Annotated in this window: 22 protein-coding genes and 1 tRNA gene; 8 read left to right on the top strand and 15 right to left on the bottom strand. The window is 64.3% G+C overall.

Features of this window, described 5'->3' with window-relative positions:
* Positions 1-77: transfer RNA gene (locus AC07UH_RS19545), tRNA-Met, on the top strand.
* A gap of 745 nt (positions 78-822) precedes the next feature.
* On the opposite strand, the gene AC07UH_RS19550 is transcribed toward AC07UH_RS19545, so the two are convergent.
* Both AC07UH_RS19550 and AC07UH_RS19555 read right to left on the bottom strand, forming a co-directional pair.
* The gene (locus tag AC07UH_RS19550; RefSeq protein ID WP_495181857.1) at positions 823-2,451 is read right to left on the bottom strand and encodes a DNA-directed RNA polymerase subunit alpha C-terminal domain-containing protein; all 1,629 of its coding nucleotides are present in this window, start codon (positions 2,449-2,451) and stop codon (positions 823-825) included.
* A 211-nt stretch (positions 2,452-2,662) separates the two neighbouring features.
* On the bottom strand, positions 2,663-4,201 hold the full coding sequence (locus tag AC07UH_RS19555; protein WP_495181858.1) for a hypothetical protein: 1,539 nt from the start codon (positions 4,199-4,201) through the stop codon (positions 2,663-2,665).
* A 434-nt stretch (positions 4,202-4,635) separates the two neighbouring features.
* On the opposite strand from AC07UH_RS19555, the gene AC07UH_RS19560 reads away from it, so the two are divergent.
* Both AC07UH_RS19560 and AC07UH_RS19565 read left to right on the top strand, forming a co-directional pair.
* Positions 4,636-5,046, top strand: a complete 411-nt coding sequence (locus AC07UH_RS19560) for a hypothetical protein (RefSeq protein WP_495181859.1) — start codon at positions 4,636-4,638, stop codon at positions 5,044-5,046.
* Complete coding sequence (locus AC07UH_RS19565) at positions 5,033-5,719, top strand: hypothetical protein (RefSeq protein WP_495181860.1); 687 nt, start codon at positions 5,033-5,035, stop codon at positions 5,717-5,719. The genes AC07UH_RS19560 and AC07UH_RS19565 overlap by 14 nt, the downstream gene beginning before the upstream one ends.
* A gap of 83 nt (positions 5,720-5,802) precedes the next feature.
* Here AC07UH_RS19565 and AC07UH_RS19570 read toward each other — a convergent pair whose 3' ends face one another.
* From AC07UH_RS19570 to AC07UH_RS19600, 7 genes are all read right to left on the bottom strand, one after another.
* Complete coding sequence (locus tag AC07UH_RS19570) at positions 5,803-6,162, bottom strand: hypothetical protein (RefSeq protein ID WP_495181861.1); 360 nt, start codon at positions 6,160-6,162, stop codon at positions 5,803-5,805.
* A 133-nt stretch (positions 6,163-6,295) separates the two neighbouring features.
* Positions 6,296-6,802: a Mov34/MPN/PAD-1 family protein gene (locus AC07UH_RS19575; RefSeq protein WP_495181862.1), complete on the bottom strand. Its 507-nt coding sequence runs from the start codon at positions 6,800-6,802 to the stop codon at positions 6,296-6,298.
* Positions 6,783-8,570, bottom strand: a complete 1,788-nt coding sequence (locus tag AC07UH_RS19580; RefSeq protein WP_495181863.1) for a ThiF family adenylyltransferase — start codon at positions 8,568-8,570, stop codon at positions 6,783-6,785. The genes AC07UH_RS19575 and AC07UH_RS19580 overlap by 20 nt, the downstream gene beginning before the upstream one ends.
* Positions 8,571-8,573: 3 nt before the next feature.
* Entirely contained in the window at positions 8,574-9,710 is a 1,137-nt protein-coding gene (locus tag AC07UH_RS19585; protein ID WP_495181864.1) for an SMODS domain-containing nucleotidyltransferase, read from the bottom strand.
* Positions 9,711-9,718: 8 nt separating this feature from the next.
* A complete protein-coding gene (locus AC07UH_RS19590; RefSeq protein ID WP_495181865.1) occupies positions 9,719-11,224 on the bottom strand; it encodes an SAVED domain-containing protein in 1,506 nt (501 codons plus the stop codon).
* 540 nt (positions 11,225-11,764) lie between these two features.
* The gene (locus tag AC07UH_RS19595) at positions 11,765-13,174 is read right to left on the bottom strand and encodes a cytidine/deoxycytidylate deaminase family protein (RefSeq protein ID WP_495189950.1); all 1,410 of its coding nucleotides are present in this window, start codon (positions 13,172-13,174) and stop codon (positions 11,765-11,767) included.
* 299 nt (positions 13,175-13,473) lie between these two features.
* Positions 13,474-14,214: a hypothetical protein gene (locus AC07UH_RS19600; protein ID WP_495181867.1), complete on the bottom strand. Its 741-nt coding sequence runs from the start codon at positions 14,212-14,214 to the stop codon at positions 13,474-13,476.
* Positions 14,215-14,658: 444 nt separating this feature from the next.
* Here AC07UH_RS19600 and AC07UH_RS19605 point away from each other — a divergent pair, with 444 nt between their 5' ends.
* Positions 14,659-14,901 carry a hypothetical protein gene (locus tag AC07UH_RS19605; protein ID WP_495181868.1) on the top strand — a complete coding sequence of 81 codons (243 nt, stop codon included), beginning with the start codon at positions 14,659-14,661 and terminating at the stop codon, positions 14,899-14,901.
* Between the two features lie 9 nt (positions 14,902-14,910).
* Here AC07UH_RS19605 and AC07UH_RS19610 read toward each other — a convergent pair whose 3' ends face one another.
* From AC07UH_RS19610 to AC07UH_RS19625, 4 genes are all read right to left on the bottom strand, one after another.
* Entirely contained in the window at positions 14,911-16,740 is a 1,830-nt protein-coding gene (locus AC07UH_RS19610) for a DUF7380 domain-containing protein (protein WP_495181869.1), read from the bottom strand.
* Positions 16,741-16,752: 12 nt separating this feature from the next.
* A complete protein-coding gene (locus tag AC07UH_RS19615; protein ID WP_495181870.1) occupies positions 16,753-17,463 on the bottom strand; it encodes a PIN domain-containing protein in 711 nt (236 codons plus the stop codon).
* Complete coding sequence (locus tag AC07UH_RS19620; protein WP_495181871.1) at positions 17,460-18,095, bottom strand: hypothetical protein; 636 nt, start codon at positions 18,093-18,095, stop codon at positions 17,460-17,462. The genes AC07UH_RS19615 and AC07UH_RS19620 overlap by 4 nt, the downstream gene beginning before the upstream one ends.
* A gap of 490 nt (positions 18,096-18,585) precedes the next feature.
* Positions 18,586-19,386 carry an alpha/beta fold hydrolase gene (locus tag AC07UH_RS19625; RefSeq protein WP_137897708.1) on the bottom strand — a complete coding sequence of 267 codons (801 nt, stop codon included), beginning with the start codon at positions 19,384-19,386 and terminating at the stop codon, positions 18,586-18,588.
* Positions 19,387-19,701: 315 nt separating this feature from the next.
* Here AC07UH_RS19625 and AC07UH_RS19630 point away from each other — a divergent pair, with 315 nt between their 5' ends.
* From AC07UH_RS19630 to AC07UH_RS19640, 3 genes are all read left to right on the top strand, one after another.
* Positions 19,702-20,700, top strand: a complete 999-nt coding sequence (locus tag AC07UH_RS19630; RefSeq protein WP_137897709.1) for an AraC family transcriptional regulator — start codon at positions 19,702-19,704, stop codon at positions 20,698-20,700.
* Between the two features lie 86 nt (positions 20,701-20,786).
* Positions 20,787-21,359, top strand: a complete 573-nt coding sequence (locus AC07UH_RS19635) for a DUF4142 domain-containing protein (RefSeq protein ID WP_169742578.1) — start codon at positions 20,787-20,789, stop codon at positions 21,357-21,359.
* 73 nt (positions 21,360-21,432) lie between these two features.
* Positions 21,433-22,557 (top strand): catalase family protein, encoded by a 1,125-nt coding sequence (locus tag AC07UH_RS19640; protein WP_495181872.1) that lies wholly within the window; start codon positions 21,433-21,435, stop codon positions 22,555-22,557.
* Positions 22,558-22,769: 212 nt separating this feature from the next.
* Here the strand turns inward: AC07UH_RS19640 and AC07UH_RS19645 are convergent, their stop codons facing one another.
* Positions 22,770-23,402 (bottom strand): tyrosine-type recombinase/integrase, encoded by a 633-nt coding sequence (locus AC07UH_RS19645; RefSeq protein WP_137897712.1) that lies wholly within the window; start codon positions 23,400-23,402, stop codon positions 22,770-22,772.
* 329 nt (positions 23,403-23,731) lie between these two features.
* Complete coding sequence (locus AC07UH_RS19650) at positions 23,732-23,869, bottom strand: hypothetical protein (RefSeq protein ID WP_495181873.1); 138 nt, start codon at positions 23,867-23,869, stop codon at positions 23,732-23,734.
* Positions 23,870-24,333: 464 nt separating this feature from the next.
* On the opposite strand from AC07UH_RS19650, the gene AC07UH_RS19655 reads away from it, so the two are divergent.
* Positions 24,334-25,878 (top strand): recombinase family protein, encoded by a 1,545-nt coding sequence (locus AC07UH_RS19655; RefSeq protein WP_495181874.1) that lies wholly within the window; start codon positions 24,334-24,336, stop codon positions 25,876-25,878.
* Positions 25,879-26,497 lie beyond the last annotated feature (619 nt).

Genomic DNA, 26,497 nt, shown 5'->3' on the forward strand with positions numbered 1-26,497 from the left:
CGCGGGGTGGAGCAGCCCGGTAGCTCGTCAGGCTCATAACCTGAAGGTCACAGGTTCAAATCCTGTCCCCGCAACCAAAACAGATCAAGAAAACCCTGCTATCTCAACAGGATAGTGGGGTTTTTATTTGCCTCCCTTACGACGTTGCTGGAACGGGCAGCGGAATGTCCCGTGAAAACAACGATTTGACTTTACAGGTTCAAATCGTGTCTGCAGACCACGCCAACCAATATCACTTGCAAATAATTCAGTCACTTACCCCGCATGGTATCGTTGGGCGCTGACCGCTTACTAAACAAAATATTGAAAGCGGCCGAGCGTTCATGGTGGTTCAAAGCAGTCGGTCCGCTTGCGGGCAAGCCACCGCGGTAAGCTGCCACTCGTTCAGGAGAGGACAGGGGCCTTCAACGTCGGTCGATAGTGAAACCTGCCCGTTCGCTTTGGAGTGACGATCGCGAAAAAGCGGTTGTTCGTTCAGGCGGCGGAGCCGCCTTCTTATGCGGAACGGGGATCGTGAGGTGTGTTGGTCGCCTGTCGTCAGCGGTTCCGCCTCGAACAGACGACGGAGCGGCCGTCGGTGGCGCGCATGTCAATCGATAGCCTCTGCTAGTGCCGCGGAGCCACGCCCATCGCGGGGTGACCGCTGCATACGTAATCAGCAACTCGACACATCACCACGGCTCGGCCGTCGTCGCAGCCGGTTCGTCCGGGTGCCTGAGGGGGGGATGCAGATCCTCGGGAAGTGACGGACGTGTATGCGTCAGACGAGGTGCTCGCTCGTCCTCTCCCGCCTCCCCTCACCACCGCCATCGGCGGCCGGCGTCAGTTCCCTCTCGTCTCGGCGGGTTGGGGCTCTGGCGGCCGGGTCCGCCCCATGATCTGCCGTATGGCCATACGTACGTCGGCCGGCATCTCCGCTGCGATCTCTAGGACCTCGTTTTCCGCGCTGACTAGCATTGCGCCCGCCCGTCGGGCCACCACCGAGTGTCCCGCGTACTCGCTGATAGCTCCATCCCACAGTCCGCCGACCACGATGGTCGCGGCCGCGAGGACCAGGTTGCGGGCGGAGAGGATGCCCCGCCGCGCCGCCTTGCCGCCGAGGAAGCCGCCGCGTTCCCCGGCGTCGAGCAGTGCTCGCAGCAGGTCGGCGTCGCGGCCGTCCAGCAGCTCCGTGGCGGCGGCAGCCGCGAAGGCAGCCCGCGAGGCCTGCGTGGACGACTGGACGACTAGGAATCTGCCCGCCTCGTCGTCGAGCTCGCGGACCGTGGGGAAGCGCCGCAGCCAGGGTGCCAAGCTGGACAGGACGTCCTGCAGCGGCCGGGCGGCCGACGGCTCCAGCGGGTCGACCGTCGACCGGGGGTCGCGCCGGGCGGCTGCATCCATTTCGGCGAAGGAACCGAGCTCGAGTGCGGCGCCGTACAGCGAGCCGAGTACGTCAGGCATCTCCGCTCCCGGACGGTCGAGGAGCTGCGCAAGCCTGCGGCATAGCGGGGCGAGATCCTGCCAGCCGGGCTGATTGCCGAGCCGCGCCGCGATCTGTGACAGCGTCTCGAGCTTGCGCGTCACGTCGTTCTGCAGCTGAATGGATAGGCTGCTCAATCCGACCTCCCGATCCGACTGATCGCCCGCCGCCGGGTCGATGGAGAGGCGCTCGCCATCGCCGCTGAACATCTCGCCGGACGGAGCTTGCGGAGTGCGTGCCAGAGTCACGGCGACGTCGCCGCCGGCGAGCGCGGCCTCGATGTCGTCGGGCGGCCAACCGGGTATCACGGCGCCCACGCTCAGCCCCAGTCCCTTCAGCGCGCCCTTGATCTCGTTCAGCCGCTTGCGACCCATCTCGGGGATCCTGAGGATCTCCGCTTCCGACATCTGGATCAGATCGCCGACGAACATGATGTTCTGCTGCCAGATGACCCGCTTAGTCGCCTTCGAAAGGTCGAGTTCGGCGATCCTGTGCAGCAGCTTCGGATTGAGCATGGTCGTGCCGTCGCCGACGTGCACCAGCGCTCCCCTACGGATCGCGTCGCTCTCGACGTCGTCCGTGCGCCATGCGGACGCTCCTACCGCGACGCGCCGGGCGATCGCGCGGAGGCGGGGGTCCGATCCGTCGCCATGCCATCCCGTAAGGTCGACATGCTGGAGGACGTGTCGCGGGACCTCGGGCGGATGGCCGTGAGACAGCAGCACGACGAACGTTTCCGGCGGGGCGGCGTCCACGACCCGGCGCCAGTCGGCGTGGCCGGGCGTAGGGTCGTCGCCGCCCGCCGCCACGATCAGCCAGTCGGGTGGCCCGAGATCTTCCATCGGGTATGGCCGGATTACATCGATGGCGATGAATGCCGGCGGGGGCCCCTCGCTCAACGAGGTGATGGCAGCCTTCACTGCGTCCATCGGCGATCGCTCGGCAGGCAATGCGTCGTGCATGGCGATGATCTGCTGCTTCCGGCTCATCGTCACGACGCTACTGCGCTGTCGCGCACGGTGGAAGAGGGCTGCTCCGCAGCTTTACCAACGTGGCGCCAGAAGCGCAGTGACATGCCGTGCTGGCGCGGTTCAAAGTCCTGGTCGGCTTGGGCGCGATGCTGACGCATATCGAAGGACGTGACCGAATGACGCCATTTCAGTGAGCGGCGTGCGCAACGCCCCATGGCTTCGGCCGCGGTCAGCCTGCCGGCTCGGTTCCGATGTTCGCTTCGAGGGCGAGCGGGACGTTGTCCAGCGCGATCGCGCCCGGCGCGGTGGCACTCCGTCGATACGCGTCCTGGAAGTGTTCCAGGGTTTCGGCGTCGCCTACGGGGAAGGCGAAGGCATCGAGCAGCACGGGGCCCCCGTATTCGATCGTCCAGGTCCTGCCCTCGCGATGCTGATGGATGATCGGGAAGCGCTGAACCGCCGCGAAGATCCAGCCTCCTACGGGAAGGATGCCGAAACCTACGCCGGTGGACGCGTCGGGGACGATCGCGTCATCGGGCATCTCGACGGTCATCCGCATCCCGGCCGACCGTACGAAGTCATGGAAGGGGATCAGATGCTCCGCCCCGTCGATCTGAGCGATGGTCACCATCGGCATCTTCGTCCTGAGGTGCCGTGACAAGCGCACGAGCGTCCCGGTGAGCACCGCAAGATCGGCGAATGCCTGTCGGTCCTTGATGGGGTTGATCTGCGCGGTCGCACCTAGGATCGGCTCGTCGCGCACGTCGATCCGCACGTCGATCGGTCCCTGGCCCGCCCAGCTCATCAGGAGAAGAGCCTTCTCGATCGCGTTCGGCGTATCCAGTTTCTGGAAGTCCAGATGCCCGTTGATCGTTGCCTCGCCGACGGACGACCAGACGATGTCGAGATTCGGAGCTCGGAAACGGTACCTGACGCTCTCCTCCGGCAGCCCGATATCCGGCGGCGCGATGACGTCTCCCACCATCTCCAGCACTATGCCGTCGGGGCCGCGCAGCCGGATGTCGCACCTGTCGGCGGGATGCGACTGCAGCGACGCGTACGCGATGTCGCCGGTCGGCATCGGTAGCGGGATATCGACGCCGAAACGGCGCTGCCCGATCGTGATGTCCGACATCGGGATGTGCTTCGTTAGGCCGAGCATGTGATCGACGAGCTCGCCGATCGAGCCGAGCGGGCCGATCTTGATTTCGCCGACGATGACGGGCGGCGGCGATAATGCGGTCTTGGCGATGGAGTAGTCGGGGCCGACCGCCCGGACGGTATGCTCGATCCACGGAAGCAGGTCGCGCTCGTCGCGCCTATCCTCGGCAGTCATGGTGAAGCTGAAGGTCCTCGTGTGGAACGCATCGTCCGGCAGGCCATCCCGGCTCTCCTCGCGTACCCGTTTCATGATACGCTCGAGCAGCGACCCCCAGACGTGTACCGCATGCCATGTCGGGGTGACGCTGTCTGGCGCGAGCGACATCAGCACGACGAAGCAGGGATCCGGGCTGCGGGCGAGGTTCACCGCGTTGCTCAGCTTCATCGATATGGAGAGGGCATCGGATTCGTGGCTCTTCGTCTGGACGAAGATCGGTGGCACGCGATACTGCATGTCCATCGACACACCTGGGACGGGCTCGTGCCGCAGCTCGACGATATGGTCCCATCCACGCTCATCCTCGACGGACTCGTTGCACGTGATGCCGAGATCCGAGCAGAGCGTGCTGAAGCGTTTCTCGGCTGATCGTCCGGTGAAGCGGGCCATGGCGGCACCCTAGCCTGAAGCCGCGAACGTGGCGACAGCCGTCACGGCCCTTGGCGATGTCACCCAACGAGAACGAGTGGTGATTCGGTTCTGAGATGCGATCAACGAGGTATCTGCCATCGGGCCGTCGGCCTTATCGGCCCCGCTCGGGTCGCCGGCGGATTGATTGACGAGCTCGCACCGGCGATTGCGCCTGCGCAGCAGTGGGTTTTCGCCGCCTCGTTCGCGGGACGACCGATCCTGGTCCGCACGCTGACGCTTGGTCAACCTCCCTCCGCGAGCGCCGCGGTGAGCGCATTTCGCGGGGGAGGGACGCGACTTCTAAGCTCCTGCATATGGCCGCGGGGCCGGCCGAGGACTGGCTAATCCCCAGGCACTGATATGCCCCAGTCCGCGGCGACTTGACCGGCTATGGCTTCGTCGACGACTGATCGGTGATGGAGGACCAGGAGATCGACGGCCTCATCGAGGACCTGCGGGCGATGATGGCCCGCAACGGCTTCGGCTGGGCCGCGGACGAGGCGGAGGCCGGGCTCTACGCGACGGCGGGGCGCAGGGCGCTGGCGCGCGCGCTCATCGACGCGGCCGAGGGCGTCACCGTCGATCTCGCCGAAGTTGAGATTCGCACGCTGGACCGGCTCGGGGCCGACGAGGTGCTGTTCAAGCCCGACCCGGACGCGGGCGACGGTGAGTGGCCATCAGGTCCCTTGGAAGAGGACGGCGACTTCGCGCTCGGCGACCGCGACCGGTTGCGCGGGCAGCGCAGGAGGGCGGCCCTCGCTCAGCTCGCGTCGCGGCGCGCGATGTTCGAGGAGCTGAGGAGGCGGCTCGATGGCGGCGAGTGACCTCCTGAAGGCGATCGAGGGAGCCCTCGGCGTGGCGCTCGACCTCGGCTACGCCGCCAAGGCCGAGCAGCACGACCTCTTCGAGGCTTACGTGCTCACCCTTCTGCTAGAGGCGGCAAAGGGCATGGGGTGGAGCCTATCTCTCCGAGACGGCACCGGTGCGACGGTGACCGCGCCCGTCTTCCGGCGTGGCCCCGGCCGCCTGCCGTCGCCCGGGTTTACGTTCGCGCGCATGACTAAGCCCGGCAAGCAGGACCCGGAGGCTCACCTGGGAGTGAAGGTCGCGGGCAGGACCGCGGTCGGCGTTTCGGCCGCCACCATGTCGGGCAGCCTAATTCACGAGTTCGATCTCCTGGTTCTGCCGGCGGTCGACGCGGCCGCGTGCCGCGCCGCGAACGCGGACCCGCATCATGGCGTGGTCGTCGTGCATGGTGAGATGAAGTATTTCAGCGGCAACCTGTCGCTGCCGATCCGCCGCGCCTCCGTCGGCATGGCCGCCGAATGCGTCCTCGGGGGAAAGTCGGTGCTGGTCACCAACCGGATGGGCCTGACGGTCCAGGATCTCGTCGAGCACCACGACGTGGCATTCCGCTACCGCGTCACGCCGAAGAGCCCGACAGCGGAGAGGCACGTCAGGTCGTGGTTCCAGTCGGTGCTCCGTTTGGCACCATAGTACGGCGCCGAGGCTCCCAACGTGATCCGCCTCGGGTTTCGTCGAGCGGCCTGGCCGGCACCCGGCACCTGGCTTCGAGAGGCTCACTGGTAGCGGGCGGTATTCTCGAACCCCGTGTTCGCCTTGGCCATCTTGATCAACTTGCGGATGTAGGATCGCACCTCCCGTTCGAATCGGCGGTCGTCGTGAACGCCGACTCGGCGATACTCTTCCTTGCCGAGCAGATCCTTCAGCAGCTCCCCGAAACGCAGCTGACTATTGGTGGCCTCGCTGCTCTTCGCGACGCGGCAGACCCATTCCTCGGCAGCGGCCCTGTCGTAGTCGTCCTCGTAGCCGAAGCCGTGCCGGTCCGCCCTGTCCTGATCGGCCATGGAGGCCGAGAAGCGGCTCTCCAGCCACTTGCGGACCAACTCGCCATCCCACGGTTTCACGTCACTGGTCATAGGGTCCTCTGCATTGAAAATTAGCGTCGGCTTCCGGGTGGTGACGTGAACAGGATTGCCCTCCGTGTCACCAACCGATCCATGCTGGAGCTGCCGCTCGGCGTATATTGCACGATGCAACAAGCGAGGGCGTTCAACGGATCGGCCGCCCTGTGAGTCTCACGTCGTGGCCGTCCCGGAAAAGTGTCGCGGAGATCGACCAGCCGGTTCGCGGCCGTCCGCCGAGGATGACCAATATGGGTGACGGGCAGCGGTAGGCTTCGTCGCTGGCGACCTTCTGCATCGCTCGGATGTCGGGGCCGCTCGGGACCGGCGCTCCACCTGGATGGAAGTGCCACTCGCCGAGGTAGTGGAAGCCCGCGGCCCAGCGGGCCTCCAGGAGCTCTGCGAGGCCGGAGCTGGACCGCTGGAACCAAAACCAGCCTGATCGCGAGCCCTTCGGCTTGGGCGTCGCCTCCACAATGTCCGCGCTCCAAGGCTCGGGCCCGTAGCGTCCGATGAGGATCCCGCCGGTCTCCCGGCGGCCGGCCTCCGTTGCAGCCTGCATCATGGCGGCGGCTGCGCGCGGCGAGAGCCAGATCGACGCTCCGGCTGCTCCACCCTCGGTGAACTCGATCGGATCAGGCGTCTGTCCGGTCAACGCATCCATCCTCCCGCTGCAGGTAGAGGGACGCGGTCTTGCCCCTCTCGACGATGGCGCGCCGCACTATCTTCGACCCTATCGCGGCCCACAGGTTCACGTCGTCGGCGGTCGCGGGGAACACCGGGTGCCAGCAGCCGATGCCCTCCATCTGACCGACGAGTTCCCCTTCCGGCGGTGGCGACGCGGCCGCGAACCGCTCCATTGCGTCGATCGCCGGAAAGCCGGTCTCCGATGCGGTGTAGGCGAACAGACCCTTCCCCCGCCAGGTCATCGCCAGGCTGACGAAGACCCGTTCCGTTCCCCAGGCGAAATCCGCCATGTCGCGCAGGACGGCATCCGACGCGGTGCAGTCCACCACCACCTCCCAGTCCTCCAGGCTGGCGACCTCGACGGGCTTCGTAGGCGGAAAGCTGAGGGGCAGGGCGACGACGTCCGCGTCGGGCGCCGCCATGTTCAGGCGGCGGGCGAGGCGTTCGGCCTTGCCGCGGCCGGCGTCCGCCATGGTGAGCACGTGCCGGCTCAGGTTCCCCACGTGGAAGACGTCGGCGTCGAGGAGCGCCATGTGGGTTACGCCCATGCGGAGCAGGTTCTCGGCCACGGCGGCTCCCAGCGTTCCGCATCCGATGACCAGGATGGACTTGGCACGGACCTCCTCCTCCGCCTCGCCGCGCTTGCGAAGCTGGTCCGGTGCCCAATTGGCGGTGCGTTGCCACTCCAACGGCCGGTTCGACCTTGCGAGCTCGACGTCCCAAGCGCGCCGGGCCGCCGCCGTGCCGGAGTGGCCGCGGGGAACGTCGTCGCGGGTGCACAGCCGCAGGTTGCGGACGGCGATCCAGTGGAACCGCTTAGGCTCGCCCCCGAATGTCTCTTCCAACGGGAAGCCGATGAGCAGGAGCACGAGCGACGCGTGCTTGGGACGCTGGATGTGGCGCAGTCTGGCGCCGGCGTCTGCCAGGATTGCGGGAAGGTCGATCGAGACGCCTGCGCACATGGCGGTGAGTTCGTGCCAGGTCGTCGCGGCCCGCCAGGGCTCGAACACCGCGAACGTGGGCAGGACGAGCCAGACCGCATCAACGCGTTTCTCGTCGACCGGGATGGCGGTGCTCCAGGGAATGCGCCGGATGCTGCGCCTATGGGGATCCATGAAGTCGGAGATGACGCCGGTGGCACGCGCGCCCGGTATCTCGGACACGGTGGCAAACCCCCAGTGCTGGTCGGGCGCGACCCACCAGTCGAGATCCTCGGCAGTCTCCCGGAAGCCCAGCACGCTGTTTACGTCGACAGCCGGGTAGATCGGCAATTCGAGATGGTCGCCTTCGACTAGCAGCCGGTTCTCCGCGGCGGCGTCAATCCAGGCTAGGAGGCGCCCGATCCGCCAGACGAGCCGTTCGGCCACGTCGTGCGGCTCGCCGGCCCAGCCCTCACGTTGGAAGACGGCGGCGGGTCGCTCCAAGCATGGCTTGCCGACCCGCCATGGCCGGTCACCTTCCGGCGGACCGTTGAAGTCCTGGTGCGGGAACGTCGCGACAATCCCGTCGGTCGCGTCTGGATAGATGCGGACGTCGCGGTCGGTGGCGTCGCCCGAGGCGACCAAGTGCCAACCGCTCCATTCCGGCATGTGCTCGCTCGGCTCGACAGAGAGACGGGCGCGGAACTGGAAGGAGTAGATCCCACCCGTCCAGTCCTTCCATCCCCCGACCAGCTCGAACCGTGGATCCTCCGGCAGCGGCGAGAGCGCCGCCACCAGATCTGCTGGAATCGCCATCGCCTAGGCGAAGCGATCCGACTGGCGAGGCGTCGCGGCCGCGGCCGGCGCCGCGAAGCCGCGGGCGCGGTCACCGCCGCCAGGGCCCGGAAGCGGGAAGCACTTGCCGAGGAGTTCCTGCCAAAGCGCGCCGCTCGCGTCCTTGTCCGCCTCGTCATAGGCCCTGCGTGCTAGGTCCGCCGCCTTGGCGACCTCGGCATGGAAGGCCGTGAAGTCGGCCGGCGTCAGCCGCTTCAGCACGTCGTGGGTGGGAACACCGTGATCGGGCAGCGTCGGGACGATCCCGGCGGCGGCATGGAGCTTGAACTTGTCGCGGATGCCCTCAAGCGCCTGCACCACGCCCTCCGCGATGCAGGTGGTGCCGTCCGGCAGGACATGGCCGATCAGGTGTTCGAGCGGATACCCCTTGGGATATTTCGGCAGCTCGTCGGCGTGCTCGTGACGCCACCACTTGATGGCCCGGACGACGTTCACGTAATGGCCGTTGCAGCGCCGGTTCTTGTCGGCCGCCCACTGGATCTGCGCCAGCGGGTGCGTGGGTCCCCACTGCTTGATCGGCCGGTCCGGGAGCATCAGGGGATCGTCGCGCCAGTTGGAGGCGGTGTCCTCCGTCAGCACGCTCGCCGTCTCGAGGTGGCGCTGCGGATCCCAGCTCTTGTTGACGACCCAGTCGCTCGCCTCCTCTATCGAGGCGTCGGTCTCGACGGCGCGGCTACGGTAGACCGCCGCGAGCGCCGCCCGGGCGTCCGGCTCGGTGGGGAGCGCCGTTACGACTAGGTCGAGGTCGACGTACGACATCTCGATGCCGAACGACCGGTCTTGCTGCACCCACTTGCCCGCGTAGTGCCGGTTGAGGAACGGTTCAAAGCGCTTCATCGCCGCCGCTGGCGTCTCGACGTTGTGGTCGATGGTGGTGACGATCACCACGTCCACGTCCGATCGCTTTCCGCCCGTGGGTCGCACGGCGGTTGAGCGGCGGACGCTTCCTTGGAGGAAGGTCGTGGTGGTGATCGGCGCCAGGTCCGGGTCGGCGAGCAGGCGGGCGCGCAGCGTGTTCGATCCGCGCTTCCACTCCTCCTTGTTCCGCTCGCTGGGACGGATGTCGCGCAGGAAGGTATCGAACTGGGGACTGAGCTCCATTGGATCCTCTAGATGCTGAAGGTGGGTCTGTAGCTGCCGTCGACGCGACCGCTGAAGTCGAACTCGTAGGGTATGCAGCGCCCCATCGATTCCGCCTGCTGCCCAAGCAGGAAGGAGAAGGCGTTCGGTCCGGAGACGAAGACGTGGACCGTCGCGCCGGGCTTGCGGATGCCGGCAATGACTGCGGCAATCGCCGAGGCGACGGTCACCGCGTGCGCTCCACCCCTGATCGCATCCTGGCCGACCCCGCCGTCGGGGACGAAGCGCAGGATCGAACCGACGCTCGGCAGTTCGGCGGCGACGTAATCCCGCACCTGCTGGATCGGATCGCGCGCAAGGCCGACCGACAGGGCGATGTCCTTGCCATCTCCCGCCGGTTCGATGTCGATCGAGGCAGCCGGGCCGTCCCCGCCGTCCTTGGCGTTCCATACCTGGCCGGGGTTGTTCATGCCCTTCTGTACGATCTCGACGTCAGCGCCGGTCTTGAAGCCGAGCGTAGCACCGGCGAGGAACGCGACGGAGGCGTGCGCATCCATGAAGAGGCGCATGTCTGCGCGCTCCGCAAGCATGCGCCGGAGGAAGTCGGCGACAGGGCGCTGGAGATCTGCCCAGGCCGTCCCCTCTCGCAACTGTCGCCCGTCGAAGTGCTCGGTTAGGTCGATCGTCCGTTCCGGTGGCGCCTCCAGCATGTGGGCTGGCGTCGCGCCGGGCGCGAAGGTGCGGATAGCCACGCTGCCCCGGCTCGCGGGGCGCTTCGGCAGGAACCACTTCTCCGTCCGGCACCACTCCTCGAAACCGGCCCGGTCGAAGCGGTTCAGCTTCTTTATCTTCAGCTGCCGCGCGGCCTCGTCGTAGTGGAAGGCGGTCGCATCCTCGTTGCCGACCAGTCCCACGAGCCTGAAGTTCAGGCTCACCTGCTTGCGGAGGTATTCGAGATCGTAGTGGCTGTCCTTGATGTGCAGCCCTTCCAGCACGGCGTAGAGCTGTTCGTCGTCGGCGAGTCCCAGGTGCTCGCGCCAGCACTTGCGGACCTTCCCCATCCGGCTCGCGTCGGTCTTGCCCTCCTTGAGCTTGTGGAGGCGCAGCGAGCCGTCGATGGGCGAGAGCAGCTCGCCCAGCTGGTCGCCATCGGTCAACTTGTCGGTGGTGATTAGGTGAAAGGCAGCATCGTCGGGGGCGTCCTGCTTCGCCTGCATCAGGCGCTCCAGAATCGAGACGCTCGTGGCACCGATGAAGGCGGGATCGGTCAGGTCCGCGAAGCCGAAGCGGCCGCTGCGGTCCACATGCCACTTGATCTGGTGATAGTCGACCGTGACGCGGCCAGGCCCTGAAGCGCTGGGGCGGCCCGGATCGTAGCGCACTACGACATCATCGAAGGCCTTGGGGCCGTCCGCCTCGAACGTGACCTCAACGATTTCGGGGCGCTCGGCGTCAAGCAGGGATGCCGCGTGAATCCAGAAGAAACGCGACTGGTAGTTGTCCCCGTGCCAACGCGGCTCGACGGCGTTCGACATTTCAGAATGGGCCCCTTCTCTCGCTCGCCCATGTCCTCGCCTGGGCATTACTTGTAATGTGGTTACTGCATCGTAACTTTTCAAAGAGCGGCGCGTTCTTTTTTCGTTCGTGTCGTCATCGCCCCCGGGGCGGGCGGTGCCTGCACCTGGCGGGAGGTCGGGCACACGGCACCGCGCCTGCAAGCGTTGCCGAGCAGAGTTCCGGATCCCCGTTCCCGCGGGTTGCGATATGAAAAATCAGCGCAGGCTTGCCGCTGAAGGACAAAGCGAGCAGATCCCAAGACGACTTGAACCTGCGGCTCAGCAAGCGGCACCCAATGCCGGCGCAGTCAGTGGTATCTCCGTGTCGGCCTCACGCGCTTACGTATCGAAGCGGACAGTCAACCGACGCCCAGTTTTAGGCGTCAAGTGGCACCTGAATTAACGACCGCTTCCGAGAAGCGCTTCGGCCGCCGTGAATGACCGGGATGGGTCCTGACGGCAGCAATAGGCATCGCAGCGCCCGCAGCTGCCTGAATATCGTCCGTCAAAGACACGCGCCTAAACCGGCTTCGTCCAGTCACCACTCTCGAGCGCCTTCCGAATTGGCCGGAACGCAAGCTCATCATAGTCCATGTATCGGTCTTCTCGCGGGCGCTTCCCGGCCAGGATGTTCGGGTTAAACGCCTTGACTGGTCTGGCCGGGAGCTTTGCATCCACGCCATTGATCACGATAGCATTCATCAGCGTCGTATGACGCTGCTTCGCTTCGTAAACGCGATGGATGCCGTCGATGAGCACTAGGCGCCCGTCCAGGTCCCGTTCGACGATCGGCGGAAAGAAGGCCCACGGCGTGCCGACGACGCTGAGCGGGGCAGTTGCACAGCGCTCCATCATGATCCGAACAGTCGAGGCCACGCGCCGCAGCTTCAGGATCTCTACGTCGCTTGTAAGGAAGTGAAGTGTGTCGATATCGACTTCATCAATCTCGATTGAGGCGGAGCGATACGCAGGAACCCCGTCGCGGAGAGCAGCCGCAACCTGTCCGAAGGGGATTTCGCGCAGTTCTGGGGACGCAGCTTGGCGCTTCGAACCGTTGGCCCATGCCTGGTCAAAGGCGCGCAGGAACGCACCGAGTACTGCTTTATCGTGAGGTGCGGAAAATAACTGCGCATGGCGTGCAGGCTCGGACTCAAGCACCAGAAGCTGCTTGGCCTCGTCACCGCGCATCGTCATTGTGGATCGCAATCCGAGATCGTCGGCCATGTCACAGACCTCGATGCCGATGGCTGCGAGGCAAGCATATTGTGCTGCATCGAGCGGCTTCTGAGCGACCATGCGTATGGGATGATTATGCAAGCGCGCCTCGAGCAGCCCAACGAATAGGTCGCTGAGCCAACTGGCGTCGCCGGAAAACATCCGGACCTCGCCCTTGGCCGACGCGATCATCTCGAGTGTTGTCGCGAGAATGCCGTCGCGCTGGCGCGCGGCGACCGCATCATCAAGATCCGGTACGATTGGATCGACAAGAAAGGCGTGCTGTCCTTGGAACGTGACGTTTAAGTCGCTGATCTCTTTGCGCAGATCGGCCGGGAAGTGCTCGACCCTGACGCCACTTTCGATCAGAAAGTTGACCCCTCTGCCGATGATTTGCGGGTTGGGGTCCAACGTGCCGATATAGACGGTGCCGATCTTGCTGCGCGCGACGCGCACCGCGCAAGGAAGCTTATCCGGCGATCTGCGTGAGCAGGGCTCGAGAGTCACAAAGAGCGTTTTGTCGGCTAGGGCGATCCCCGCCTCTTCGGCCTTTTGAAGCAGAGTATATTCCGCATGACCACCACCACCGCCCTGACCACGGCAGGCGGTAAGCAGTTCGGTTCCCTGCTCGTCGGCTAGCACGGCGCCGACCTTCGGATGGAGGCGATCATCCTCCGCCTCCGACTGCCTCGCGACCTCAATCGCGCGTTCCATCAATGCCCTAATTCTCGTCTGATCCATCTGCCGGTCCACGCTCTGCAGGGCGCCGGAGCGCGAAAGCGGTAGCCTTAGCTGCAGATCCGGCACGCATAAAGCGCCGTCCAATGCGGCTGATCCGGCTCGACGGACACCGCCGTAGTTAGACATGAACGAACGCCCGGATCTGGCGAGATAGGGAGATCGTCTAAGTGGCCGCTATCGGGCCGTTCGATGCGCTCCATTTCTCCCCTGGCTGAAGAGAGGAACGCTCAATTTCTTGCCCAACAGTCTTAGATGACGAAATCATATTTTGCTCATCCAGCGACGCCGAGAATGTCCGCGAGGCGATGAAAGCCTCGACCCACCGCCGCCTCTCTGTTGGCATGAGCGAAGTCATCCGAGTGTCGCCATAGGAGCGCAACGGCCGGATGCCGCGCCTTATTTTGTCCGAACCACTGCAGCGCGCAAGCAATCGGGCCACCAAGGAGGAAATTGGTAAGCCACGTAACGTGCGGACCGTATTGCGCATCCCGAGGGATGTTGGTTACCACAATTTCACAATGCTCCAGGATCGCGAGCAGCCTGATGGATGGCCGATAGATCCGAGCTTGAACTTCGACAATATAATTGGGGCGGTGGCGCAGGATCGCGGCACGTGCCGCGCCGATACGATGTGCACCACCATCGTTGTCGAACCAATATTCATGTATGTTGGAAAGGGCAGACACCGCAACACGGCCTTGGGGGAAAGCCTTCGCAAAACCTTTCGTGAGCAGGCTAACGCCCGCTGATAATGTACCGGGCACTGGACCGGAATCGACGTTCCAAAGATTTGTTTGTTGGTCTGATCGATTGCTCAGGGAGCGTATGTCAGCCAGCGAGACGCTCCGTGTCTCGTTACTCGTCAGCCAAACCGGGCCGTCAGCGGGAACTAAGGTGTCTCTCAAAAGGTGGCGCAGGACTGGCTTGAACGTGTCGATAAGATTTTCGGTGCCTAAGCGCAGATACATGCCGCTGAAATGGGGGCTGGTCGGATCTAAGGCGGGGGGCAGCATGGTCTATCCTATCCAGAGGCGGCGTAGATCTATCCGCTAGAGCATATGCCTGATGCAGGCGCGCGCCCTTATATAACTCCGGCAAAGGCCGCTGTTACGCACGTATAAGGTGAGACATCACGGCGCCTGAGGTTGCGTCGCATCCGCAGAGTAGCCGCAGTCAGTTGCCGCCTCATGCGAAAGCGACCAGGGCACCGACATGAACAAATGGCCGGATTTGGGAAGCGGAAGGGCGTTCTGGATGACCGCTTTTGGGTCGTGTCGCCGGGCTTCTGACGACGGGTTTCGACCAAAATTCGTCGTTCGCCGGTCGCGCTTCCACCGACAGCTTCTGCCAACTCACGTCGTTCCGGTGTGGCGCTGAGACCGTCAGCTTACGGTTGCTCGGCGTTGAAGGAGCATGGACACTGGTCTTCTGGGAGCCAGCCCCAGGGGCTCGGGTCGATGGTGATCCTGCCGAGCGGGCGCGACATGAGCATTCTCATCGCCGAACGCGCGGCCATGGCTGATCTGCCTGACGACTATGCGATGGGATTGGTCTATGCGGTCATCCCTATGCGGCAATCCTGCCTCGGGCCGATCCCGCTGCAGCATCGCGTTTCCGGCCAAGGAAGCACCGATCTGGATCGGCTCGCCGGCTTGCGCGCGAGCGCTGCAAGTGCGCGCGGCGTGAACTTCCCGGTCTAGGCGTCGTGTTCAGCTGTCGAGATGCTCGCGCACATAATCGGCGTGGTCACGCAGCGGCTCGACGCACAGGCGATACAGGAACCAGCAGGCGTAGCGGATGTCGTGCCCGGCATAGGCCCATGGACTATACAACCCATGGGCAATGCGATGGCGAAGGGCAGGACCTTCGGCGCGGTCGAACAGATTCTCGATCTCGAAGACCGCCGCTTCGCCGAGCATCGCCTCGAGCGTTTCGCGGTAGGGCCCATCGGACTTGAGGAGCAGGCTCAACGTGGCGCTCGACTGGGTCTGATCGGGCTTGAAGCGCGTGATATCGACATCGGCGCTGACCAGCAGGTGGCGCAGCAGCGGTTCGAGCTGAAGCACCAGCAGATGCGCGGCCTCGACGAAATCGGCATTGAAGAAATGCGCGAACCCTCGGCCGAAGAAAGAGGCATGGCCGTGTGGCACATGCGGACTGAGCGCCGCCAGGCGGGTCAGCACGCGTTCGTCGGGCTGGTGGTCGAGCACGATCTGAATTCGCGCGGGCTCGATCTGCCCGCCCGCGACGAGGATGCGGCGCAGCTCTTCATGCTGAAGGATCTGGTGGCGCAGATTGCCCTCGTCAGGAGACTGCCCGAAATCGATCGCCGGCAGGCGCGAGGCGAGCTTGAACTTGGGATCGAAGATCCGCGGTGCGAACAGTCCGGCAAAGGGCGTGCGCGCCAGCGATTCCGCGGCCGCGGCACGCAGACCAGTAATGTCGGGCGATCGGCTTTGCTCGGCGAAGAGCAGCAGCGAGGCCGTGCGATCGAGCCCGGCCAAGCTCTCCCGGGTCAGATCGGCGAGATCGTGGACGTCAATCCGCTCGCGCGGCGGTGCCATGAATTCGCCGATCCGGCCTTGCGCGCGCACTAGCCGGGCCTGCAGCTCGGCGCGTCGCTCGTTGGTCCCCTTGAAGCGACGCAGCACCGCGATCGCCTCCTCAAGCCAATGGGCCTCGTGCATCGGACTCTTGGCGAACCGATCCGCGGTGCGGACATGGCATTCGGCAAGGGCGGCCACGGCCCGGTCCGCATCGCCCTTGCGCTCGGCGATGCTGTAGGCGCGTGCGGCAGTTTCCCAGACCTGAGTTTGCGCATGGTCCGGGCGATGCAGCCCGCTCGTCGCGGCAAACTTCTCGGCTGCCTTGGCGAGGGCGCTGGGCGACGCCAACCGAAAGTCGAGCGCAAGTTCAACGGCGGCTGCGAAGCCGGATGCGTCGCCATGACGGCGCGCCTGCTCGCGCACCTTGCGCGCGGTCGCGATCAATAGGGTGGTATCGTCCTGCACCCAGCCGAGCTGGCGCTGGATCACGCAGGCGCGACGCAGCAGGTCGAGCGCGGCCGCGCTGCGCGCACCGCCACGGCCGCCGCGCATGCCCAGGAGGCTTTGCAGGCAGTCGAGATAGCCGCGAATGGCCAGCCTCCCAGCGTCCGGCCGTTTGGCGAGATACCATCCGAGATCGGCGAGCCGAGCGCGCAACGCCGGATGCGCGACGGTCGGCGCGAACGCGGCGAAAATCTCCGCCTGCGCACCCCGATAGGCATCGGGTCCGGCGCTTGAGCCGAAGGTCATCTGCAGCAGCGGCGCGAAGGCCCGCAGCGGCTCGCTGGCGCACAGGATCATCGAGCTGGCGCCAGCAAGCGCGTCATAGGCAGCAGCGCGATCGACATCCCCGGCTTCGATCGCCGCATCGCGCGCCTTGGCAAAGCTGTTCCAAAGATCGCCGCAGTCGACCGAGCGAATGGCCGCGACCAGCGCGTCGGCACCGGACTCTTGCAGCGCTTGGAGCGAAACGACGGGCGATGGTTCGGTCATCTGCGGCAGGGCCTAGAGCGCGGCGATCGCCGGCATATAGCGCAGCTCAAGGAAATTCCTGGCGAACTCGAGCCCAAGGCCCGCGAACTCGCCGACCAATTGGGGGTGGAGCGCTTTCTTCGCGGGATCGGCATATTCGGCGAGGTTGGTCGACATGAAATGGGCGGCCGCACCGAAGCCGAGCGCGCGAGCGGCGGCCAGCGTCTCGAAACAGCCTTCCAGAACCAGACAGTCCTTGAAGGATTGCTTGCCGGTGGCCGCTGGGGCGGTCGCGGTGATTACGCGTTGGCTGGCCTTCTGGATCGCCTGATCGGTCGTGTCGGCGGTGATCGCCGCCGAAAGATACCGCGCGACGAGATTGTCCGCGAGCGTTTCATATGCCGACGGCGCGGGAAGGGCAGGTACGGGCGCGACAGCGCCGAACGCGAGCATGATCTCGTGCATCTGCTGGACCTTGGCGTTGAGCGCCGCGATCGAGGCCGTACCGCTCTTCTGAACCTCGGCGAAATTGTCCGTCAGTTCGTTGGTGATCTGCTCGGGCAGGACCAGCGTCAGGCTTTTTGCCTCAACCAACTCGACAAGCTTGACCGCTGCACGCGCATGGTCGCGGCCGAACGCATCGCGATGCCCGCGCACGATATCGAGCAGCGCGCAGGTATCGAGATAGAGGAGCGGGACGCCCGCGCTCGCGATCCCGGTCGCCACTTCGGCAACCAAGGTCATCGGCTCTCGTCGTAACGCTCGAGTAATTCGATGCCGTTGCCGAAATCGGCGGTCAGATCCGCTGCGATGGTTTCTGGCCAGTGGAGCTCGTCGACCAGCCATTTCTGCAGGACTTCCTGCGGCAGGCGCGCGCCCTCCTGATGCACGGCGATGATGAAGTCGAGCCAGCGCCGGCGATCGAGCGGATGCGATGCGCCGCTCCCCTTGTTCGCCAGATTGGAGAAGCTCTGGAGCTGGCGCGTTGCGGCGGCGCTGATCCAGTCGGTCAGGTCGCGCTGGTCGGCGGTGAGGTTCAGTTGCAGGCCGAGCGCTTGCGCCGCGGGCGCTAGCCGCTGTCGGTGAAAGTCGACCAGCAATGCATTATACTCGGGCATGGTGAGCTGCCCGAGATGCTCGGGCACGATGTTGCCGATGCTGGCTTGGCCATCGTACCAGGCCACCGAAAGGTCGGCGTTCGGCAAGTCGCCATTGCGATAGGCAAACAAGACCGACGTTCCGCCCGGTGAGAAATCGAGTTCCCGATCGCGCAGGAATGTCCAGCTATCCGTGCTGGCCGCGAGCAGCGCCTCGCGCAATTCCAGGAACTGGTCGCGATCCAGCGCGATCTTAGCTTCGCGATATTGTTCGATCATCTGTGGTTGCTTTCGGCGCAGTAGGTCGGAGGCCAATCACCCTATGACGTGAATCGCGATTTGGTCGAGCCCGGCCTGATCGCGATCCAGCATTATTTCGAATTTGAAACTTATGTGTCTGACTTTGATGCGGTGGCTGTTCAGAGCTCACGATCGGCTTAGGAGGGGCCCATCTCACGCACCCCAATGGAGGGCGCGTTTTTGACGCTGGCTTGATCAGCGGGAACGGCAGGTTGTCGCCATCCGGGTGTCGGAAGCGGACAGTCCGGATCGTCCGCAACCTTGGTCATTAATGGGCCTTCACTGCCAGGCGTACGCCCGGTTTTGGCGTAGCCGGACATTCGTAGTTGCGACGCTGTACGGCAAAAATGTCCCACTTCTTGCTCTTCCGCGGTCGCACGCCGGGGCATAGCGCCGACGTGAATGGATGACCGAAGTTGGGGAGCGCGAAACGGAGGCGGAATGGCCATAACTGGGTCATGCGAGCCGATCATTTGGCGGCATCGTCATTCGTTGTTGCTTGTGTAGCGGCAAGGATAACTCGGATGGTTTCTGCGGGCATGTCCCACATGGGAAAGTGGCCGCTTGACTCAAACCAGTGCAGTTGCGCGGAGGGAAACGCCGCCATTGCCCGCGCCGCCTGCCTTGGCAGGCAGAGCCTGTCATGCTTGCCCCACCCGATCACGATATGGCCGGTGCTATCGGCCGCGGGTCCGATCTGCTCGGGACCTGACGCAAGGCTATCGACCAGCGCATCGAACGTCGGGGTCAGGCTAAGACCCTTCAGCTCAGTTCCCACAATCTCCGGATCGAGCGCCCACGGATGCGCGGACAGCTGGGCCAGCAGTGCGGTGCGTGACGCAGCATTCTGGCTGAGCATCGGCAGACCGGGCCGGATCGCCCGCAACAAGCGGCCCGAAAGGCCTATGGTGATTTTGAAGAAGGCACGCTCCCAGCCGCGCCAGAACCCGCCCGGATCGAGCGCGACGACGTTTCCGACGACACCGCGCCGAGCGAGTTCGAGCACCAATCGCGCGCCCATCGAACTGCCGACGACATCGATCCCCGTCAGCTCGTTGCTCTCAATGTAACGCTGCACGCTGCTGACCAAGCCGTCAAAGGTACCGCTATCGTGCTCGACCGGCGTCGCGCCATGCCCGGGGAGGTCGACCGCGATTACTGTGCGGCTGACGCTGAGCCCATCCAGAACGGTGCTCCACGATTGCCAGCTACCTCCCAAGCCGTGGATCAGTAACAGCTTGCGACCGGTGCCGCGCTGGATATGGTTCATCTCGGATCACCTGTCTTATTGAAACAGCTCAACGATCACGGCCGGTGCGTGGGGCCAGCGGCCATCACGAAACTGCTGACTCAAGGGAGAAGTTTTCGCAGCGGCGAGATCGGCCCTTTGAAATGTCCAATTACAAGCGTTCACTGCTCGAAGGCGCTGGAGGTGACCTGGACGTCGCCTCTGGATTTCTTTGGCCTGATAAATCGAGTTAGATGCCGTGTGGAAATCTCGACTACGGCAGATGTGCCGCTTCGATCGGACCGGTCAGCCTTTGTCGCGGCAACGTTGCGGTGTGCTGAAGCGTCTTGAGGGTCCATGCCAATCGATCCGACCCTCAATCGTCTGCTGACCGCCCTCGAGGTGGCGCCGCATGCCTTTTCAGTGTGCCGGATCCAGTCCGGTTGGCGAATGAGCTTTCCGGTGTTCAAGGCGGTCACGGTCCATTTCGTGCTGCGCGGATCGGGACATGTCCAGGCTGGCGAGAGGGCGCCGGTTCCATTTGCTCCATCGAGTGTTCTGGTCGTGCCGGCGTTGCAGCCACACTGGGTCGGGGACGCTGATGTAACCGCCGCGACCGGCGCTGCGGCCGACAAGTGCGAGCTGATCGGTGACGGCCTTGTCGAGTTCACCGCGGGCAACGGCGCCGACGACACACTGCTGCTGTGCGCCGCGCTGTCCGCGCCGGACCAGGCGGCGCTCGGTCTGTTCGACCTGATGCGCTGGCCGGTGGCCGACGACCGCGCGGCAAGCGGCGTGCCGGCTGCGATCATCGATGCCATGCGCCACGAGGTCACCAACGCCGGGCTGGGGACTCAGGCGATGTGTCAGGCGCTGATGAAGCAGGCGCTCATCACGCTTCTGCGCCGGCACTGGTCGCAGGCGGACAGGTCCAGCGTCCTCGATGCGCTCCATCACCCCCGGCTTGCCCGCGCGATCGCCGCCATCATCGAGCAACCCGGGGCAAACCACAGTGTGGGCAGCCTTGCCGATCTCGCCGGCATGAGCCGGGCGTCGTTCTCCGATCATTTCTCGCGCACCTTCGGCCAGGGCCCGATCGACTTCGTGCAAAAGGCGCGGTTGCGGGTGGCGGCGCGGTTGCTCAGGGTTACCGACCTTCCGATCAAGGCCATTGCTCAAAGCGTAGGCTATGGCGGATCGCGGCCGTTCTCTCGCGCGTTCGAAGCGACCTATGCCATGTTGCCATCGGCGTACCGGCTGGCACCGCTCCCGTCGCCGATACATCCAGACGACGCAGATCAATCGTCTGCAAGTCACCGATCGTCCAGATTGACCGCCTCGCTGTCCAATCCTTGAGCGACTAGGGAACGGGTCAATCGACGAGCCGTCCTGCCAGAGACCCTCGCGCATGTGTGCCTTTGGTCACCATGAGAGGATTGCCCATGATTACCGATCGCCGCACCATTCTGACCGGGGCCGCCGCTGCCCTAGTCGCCGCTCCCGTCATGGCGATGGCGCAGCAGCGCCGAGTGGAAACGGACCCGGCCATGATGCCGATGCCTGATGTCTCCGGCACGCGCACGCACACTCAATTCGAAATGGGCGTGTTCGGCCCCGCAATGCTGTCACTGGCGACCAGCCAGATCGCAGTTGACCGGGCGCGGAAGGCCGACGCGCGCGAGTTTGCCGGTTTCGAGCTGACCGAGGCGGTCGCCGTCACGACCGTGCTGAAGCAGCTAGGCAATACGCCGCCGCCGTTGGACGCCAAGGCGCAGGCGACGCTGGACAAGATTCGCTCGGCGGCACCCGGTGCGGCGTTCGACCGCGCGTACATCGACGCCCAGTACGAAAACCACGTGTTTCTGCGCGATCTCGCCACCGCCTACCTGGCCAGCGCGGCGAATACGAGCGACATGATGGAGATGCACGGACGCCATCTCGCGACGCTCGCGCTGGCGACGTTCAAGGAGCATACGATGATCACGCAGCGTATCGCGCACGAACTCCGCGTCTGACGAGAAGACCGGTCTCCTCTTCGCCGGAGCAGACCTCCCCCATCAGCTCCGTTTTAAAATTGGAGATTCCGCCATGCCTGACGACATCAAACGCGCGCCTGTTCCATTTACCCCCAATGTCGAAGTCCGCGCTGAAGACGAGGCCGAGACGATCCAGGGGTTGAACGAGCAGATCCGCCTTATCCAGGAAACGACCGCCAAGGATTATGGCACCGCGGTTCGCGGCGTTCATGCCAAGGGCCACGCAATCGTAAAAGGCAAGCTTGAGGTGCTGCCAGGAATTGCGCCGGAACTTGCCCAGGGGCTGTTCTCGACGCCCGGCAGCTACGACGCCCTGCTGCGCTTCTCGACTTTGCCCGGCGACCTCCTCGACGACAGCGTCAGCGTGCCGCGGGGTCTTGCCATCAAGCTGTTCGATGTACCCGGCGAGCGGCTGCCTGGATCGGAGAACGACACCACCCAGGATTTCATCCTGGTCAACGGCCCGGCATTCGCGTCGCCGACGCCCAAGGCGTTCCTCGCCAACCTCAAGATGCTCGCTAAGACCACTGATGTTGGCGAGGGCCTGAAGAAGGGGCTGTCGGCGACGATGCAGACGCTTGATGCGGCATTGGAGACGGTTGGCATCCAGAGCCCGACGATCCAGACGCTGGGCGGCGCACCTAACACCCATCCGCTCGGCGAGACCTACTACACACAGGTGCCGTTGCGGCATGGTGGCTACATCGCCAAGCTGTCGGTCGCGCCCATCTCGATCAACCTGACCGAGCTCGCCGGCAGCAAGGTCGATACTTCCGGCCGTCCCGATGCCCTGCGCGAGGACATGGGAGAGGTGCTGATCGAGCAGGACAGCGTCTGGGAGGTGCGCGTCCAGCTCTGCACTGATCTAGAGAAGATGCCGGTCGAGGATACCTCGGTGGTCTGGGACGAGAAGGTGAGCCCTTACGTGGCCGTCGCACGGCTCACTGTGTTGGCGCAGCTCGGCTGGGAGCGGGGCCTTAGCGAGCATCAGGAGCAGGCGGTCGCATATAGCCCGTGGCACGGCCTGACGGCTCATCAGCCGATCGGCGGTGTCAACCGTGCTCGCAAGCTGACCTACGAGCGGTCAGTGCAATTCAGGGGCGAGCGAAACGGCTGTCCGGTTCACGAGCTTCGGACGATTGGCGATTTGCCAGCTCAGGGCATGACGATCGATTGAGCGCAGACCTGAGGCGCTGGATCATGATCCGGCGCCTCAAACCCATATGCGGTGGAGATCGCGCACGTGATCCGAGATGATCCGAACCTGCGTCCGATCACTGGCAACTGGATCGTGATCATCCAAGCTACCTATGGCCGATCGCCTTGGTGAACGAATGTCCGGAGCAGGGAGCGGGTCGCAGGTCATTAAGTGACCGGATCTGGGTCGGCTCAGACCTCAGTGCGTTCGGCCAGTTCCAAAGCGTCCTCCACGTCAACGCCCAAGTAGCGGACCGTGCTGTCGATCTTGGCATGGCCGAGAAGGATCTGAACGGCTCGGAGATTGCCAGTCGCCTTGTAGATGATCGATGCTTTCGTACGCCGAAGCGAGTGCGTCCCGTAATCCTGAGCCGGAAGGCCGATGCCGACCACCCACTCGTGCACGAGGCGGGCATATTGCCGCGTGCTCATGTGAGCCATGTAGTCGTTTCGGCTCGGGAAGACGAAGTCGTTCAGTGTCCCGCCGCGCCGCTCCAACCACGCCCGCATCGTCTTTCGTGCCGTGTCCATCAGCTCGAACTGGACCGGTCGTTTGGTCTTCTGCTGAACCACGACGGCGCGGTCGCGGACGCGCCCGCCGGAAACGACATCGCCGATCCGCACCCTGACCACATCACAGCCGCGCAGCTTGCTGTCGATGGCGAAGTCGAACAGCGCTCGGTCGCGCAATCGTCTATGCTGGTCAAGCCAGAAGCGAATGGCCCAGACCTGTTGCTGTTTCAGCGCCCGCTTCGCACCGATAAGCCGGCCCTCGTTCCAGGGTCGAAGTTCGTGAAAGGCGGGGTCCATCGACGAGTGGCCCATCGATCATCTCCATCGGGACGGACCGGCCAATCGAGCGTACGCAGGCGCGGTAAACCGACGGTTCGGAAATTTGGTTGATCGGCCGTCGGTGATGCTGAACAAGCGGCCGGTTTCGGGCGGCGCCTCTTAGGCTCTGAGCGGCCGGATGTGGGTCGCAACAGACAGAGACCTACCGAAAGCGCCGACACGGCTGCAGCGGCTGCTGGCGGTGCTTCGAAATAAGCGATTGCGGCGATCGAAGACGGTGCCGAACTGCGAGAACGCGCGGCCGTACACGGCGTCAGGCGTGACGCATTTTGGCCGATAGTCTAACCGAACCCTGGAAGGTTTCACGAGAGGTCCTCGAAGATCGAACGACGAGCGCCCGGACGCCTGGGTTCGTCACGATGAGCGTCGTCCATAAACCGCCTGGAGGCGGAGTCGGCCAAGGCGTCTTCGTTCAGCATTTTCTCGATCCGCTCCAGCATGCGGCCCGCGGCATCCTGTATGGCCTGGTCGTCGGGGAAGAGGTACGATATCGACGTAGTTGGTCCTCGAGCAGGCCCAGGTGTGGAAATGCGAAGGAAAGAGTGAACGCTGCTTGGCGAACGCCTTGTCGAAGCGTCTTCTAGGGTCGCGTCGAGCTTCATCCAGCATCAGCGCCCTTTCGCCAGCAGTCAGCACGGCGTCAAATGCGGATTCTCCGATGAAGCTGACGTCGGTGTGTTCGCGCAGGACGCGCTGCAGATCGTCGATAAGGCCCGCCAGCCGATCATGTGTAGCGCGATATCCTTCCTGGGTCCCTGCAAGGTCATGGAGCGATCATCGGATCGTCACCGCATGGCAGTCAATCTATGGCGTGAGCGTCGCTAGCCGACTGGCTCGAGTGCAAACAGTCGTTTCGCTATCGTTCCAAAGCTGGCAAGGGCGCCGGCCCTCTGTTGGAGCGTGAATGTCCCGCGTCGTCCTCTATGCCCGTTACTCGTCCGATCGGCAGCGTACGGCTTCGATCGAGGATCAGCTGCGACTGTGCCGTGACCACGCGATGGCCCGAGGATGGAAGATCGTCGGCAGCTACAGCGACGAGGCAATGTCGGGTGCCAGCCTGAACGGGCGGCCTGGTATTCTCGCCATGCTCGATGCCGCTAGGGAAGGGAGCTTCGAGATCGTCAGCGCCGAGGCGCTGGATCGCCTGTCACGGGACCAGGAGGATGTCGCCCGGCTGTTCAAGGCGCTCCGCTTCGCTGGAGCGAAGGTATCGACGGTCACGGAGGGGGACATCGACGAACTGCATGTCGGTTTGAAGGGTACGATGAACGCATTGTTCCTCACCGACCTTGCGAACAAAACCAGGCGCGGGCTCAGGGGACGGATCGAGAAGGGGCGTTCGGGCGGCGGTCTCTGTTATGGCTACGATGTGCGGGTCGATCCGGGAGGGGACGCCGGCGGCCGGATCGTCAATGAAGTGCAGGCCGTCATCGTCCGGCGGGTGTTGACCGACTATGCTGACGGGGCGACTCCCCACGCGATTGCCGACTGCCTCAACAGAGAGGGCGTACCGGGGGCTGGCTGCCGGCCCTGGAACGCATCGATGATCCGCGGCCATCGCGCGCGGGGCAGTGGCATGGTCAACAACGAGCTCTACGTAGGCGAGTTGGTGTGGAACCGGCAGCGATTCGTCAGGCATCCTGAAACCGGACGGCGCGTATCGAGGATCAACCCCGAGAACGAATGGGTGAGGCGGAGCGTGCCGGCACTGCGGATCGTCAGCGACCGGTTATGGCAGGCGGTAAGATCGCGGCAGGCAGCGATCAAGCAACGCAGCACGGCCATCAGCGACGGCGTCCGCCAATCCCGCGAGGCTGCCACGATTGACCCAACGAGGGCGCCGGCACCGTTGCGGCGGCTGCTCATCTGCGGAGAATGTGGTGGCGGTGTCGGTCTGCTCGATCGTGGACGCTATGGCTGTATCGATCGTGTGCGGCGCCCGGGATGCGGCAACGCTGTATCGATCCATCGCTGCGATATCGACATGCGGGTGGCCGAAATACTGTTGGAGGAGTTAAAGCGGCTCGATCAGGACCTAGAAACGTGCAATGACCACGATGATCCACTGCTTTGGGAAAAACAGCTGTCGCTGGTTGCCGATCGCAATGACCTCGCCGAAGTCGAGCGCGGTCTCGCTGGCTTTCTTGCGGCGATCGAAGACGGTCTCTACGTGCCCGCCATGAAAGCGCGGATGGAGCGTCTCAATTTCGAGGGGATTAAGCTGCGCGGCCGGATTTTGGTCGCATCGACGATAGCGGACGCGGAGCAGGCGGCGGCGCTGCGGCGTCGTGCGGCATTGGGCCAGATGGTCCACCGGGCCGCTGCTGGCAGGGCAGGGGACGATGATGCCAGCCGTCTACGCGATATGTTCGGTCCGCTCGCGCTGCTGCCGACAGGCCAGCGCGGCGAGTGCCGGCTGGTCCATGTTGGCAAGCCGATCAGCCGTTGATTGACGAGCCTCGCTCGACGTTTTGGTCGCTTGGCGTTTATCTGCCTGGCCGCCGATTTGCCCAGGGCCGGATGAAAGAATAAGATCCCGCAATGAGCGAGAGATCAGGGAAAAGTGATACCGCCATCGATGGAAACGAAGGCTTGGCACCTTCGTCGCAAGCGAAGTGGGAGGCAGCGCGTACTGGTCGATGCACGGCGGAACAAGCTGATGAGCTTGGCTGCCTGCTCGGGCGAATGACGTCGGAAAACTTCCCGGAGGCAGTCGAATATGGTTGCCCGAGAGGGCAAGAGGTTTGGTAGGATTACTGGCGACGTGCACGTTTCTTCCGTCACCGTGCCAAGCATGCTTTGCGAGTCAGTGTCGGTCGGCTATACGATAAATCAATGACTTAGGGTCAAATGCAGGTACTTATCGATTGTCGGTAACGGTCAAATCCCGTCCCCGCAACCAAATCTCACGATAGCCCCGGCGGATAAGCCGGGGCTTTCTGCGTTTCGGGCACATCACGGTGGTCATCTCCGCCCATGGGCTCGTACGGCGCTCGCGCCAAACAGACGCAGCGGGACTGCTTCTCCCATCGCACGATAGCCCGCCTCGTTGGGATGAAGGTGATCGC

This window comes from Sphingomonas sp. GW821-FHT04B01 (assembly GCF_059420425.1).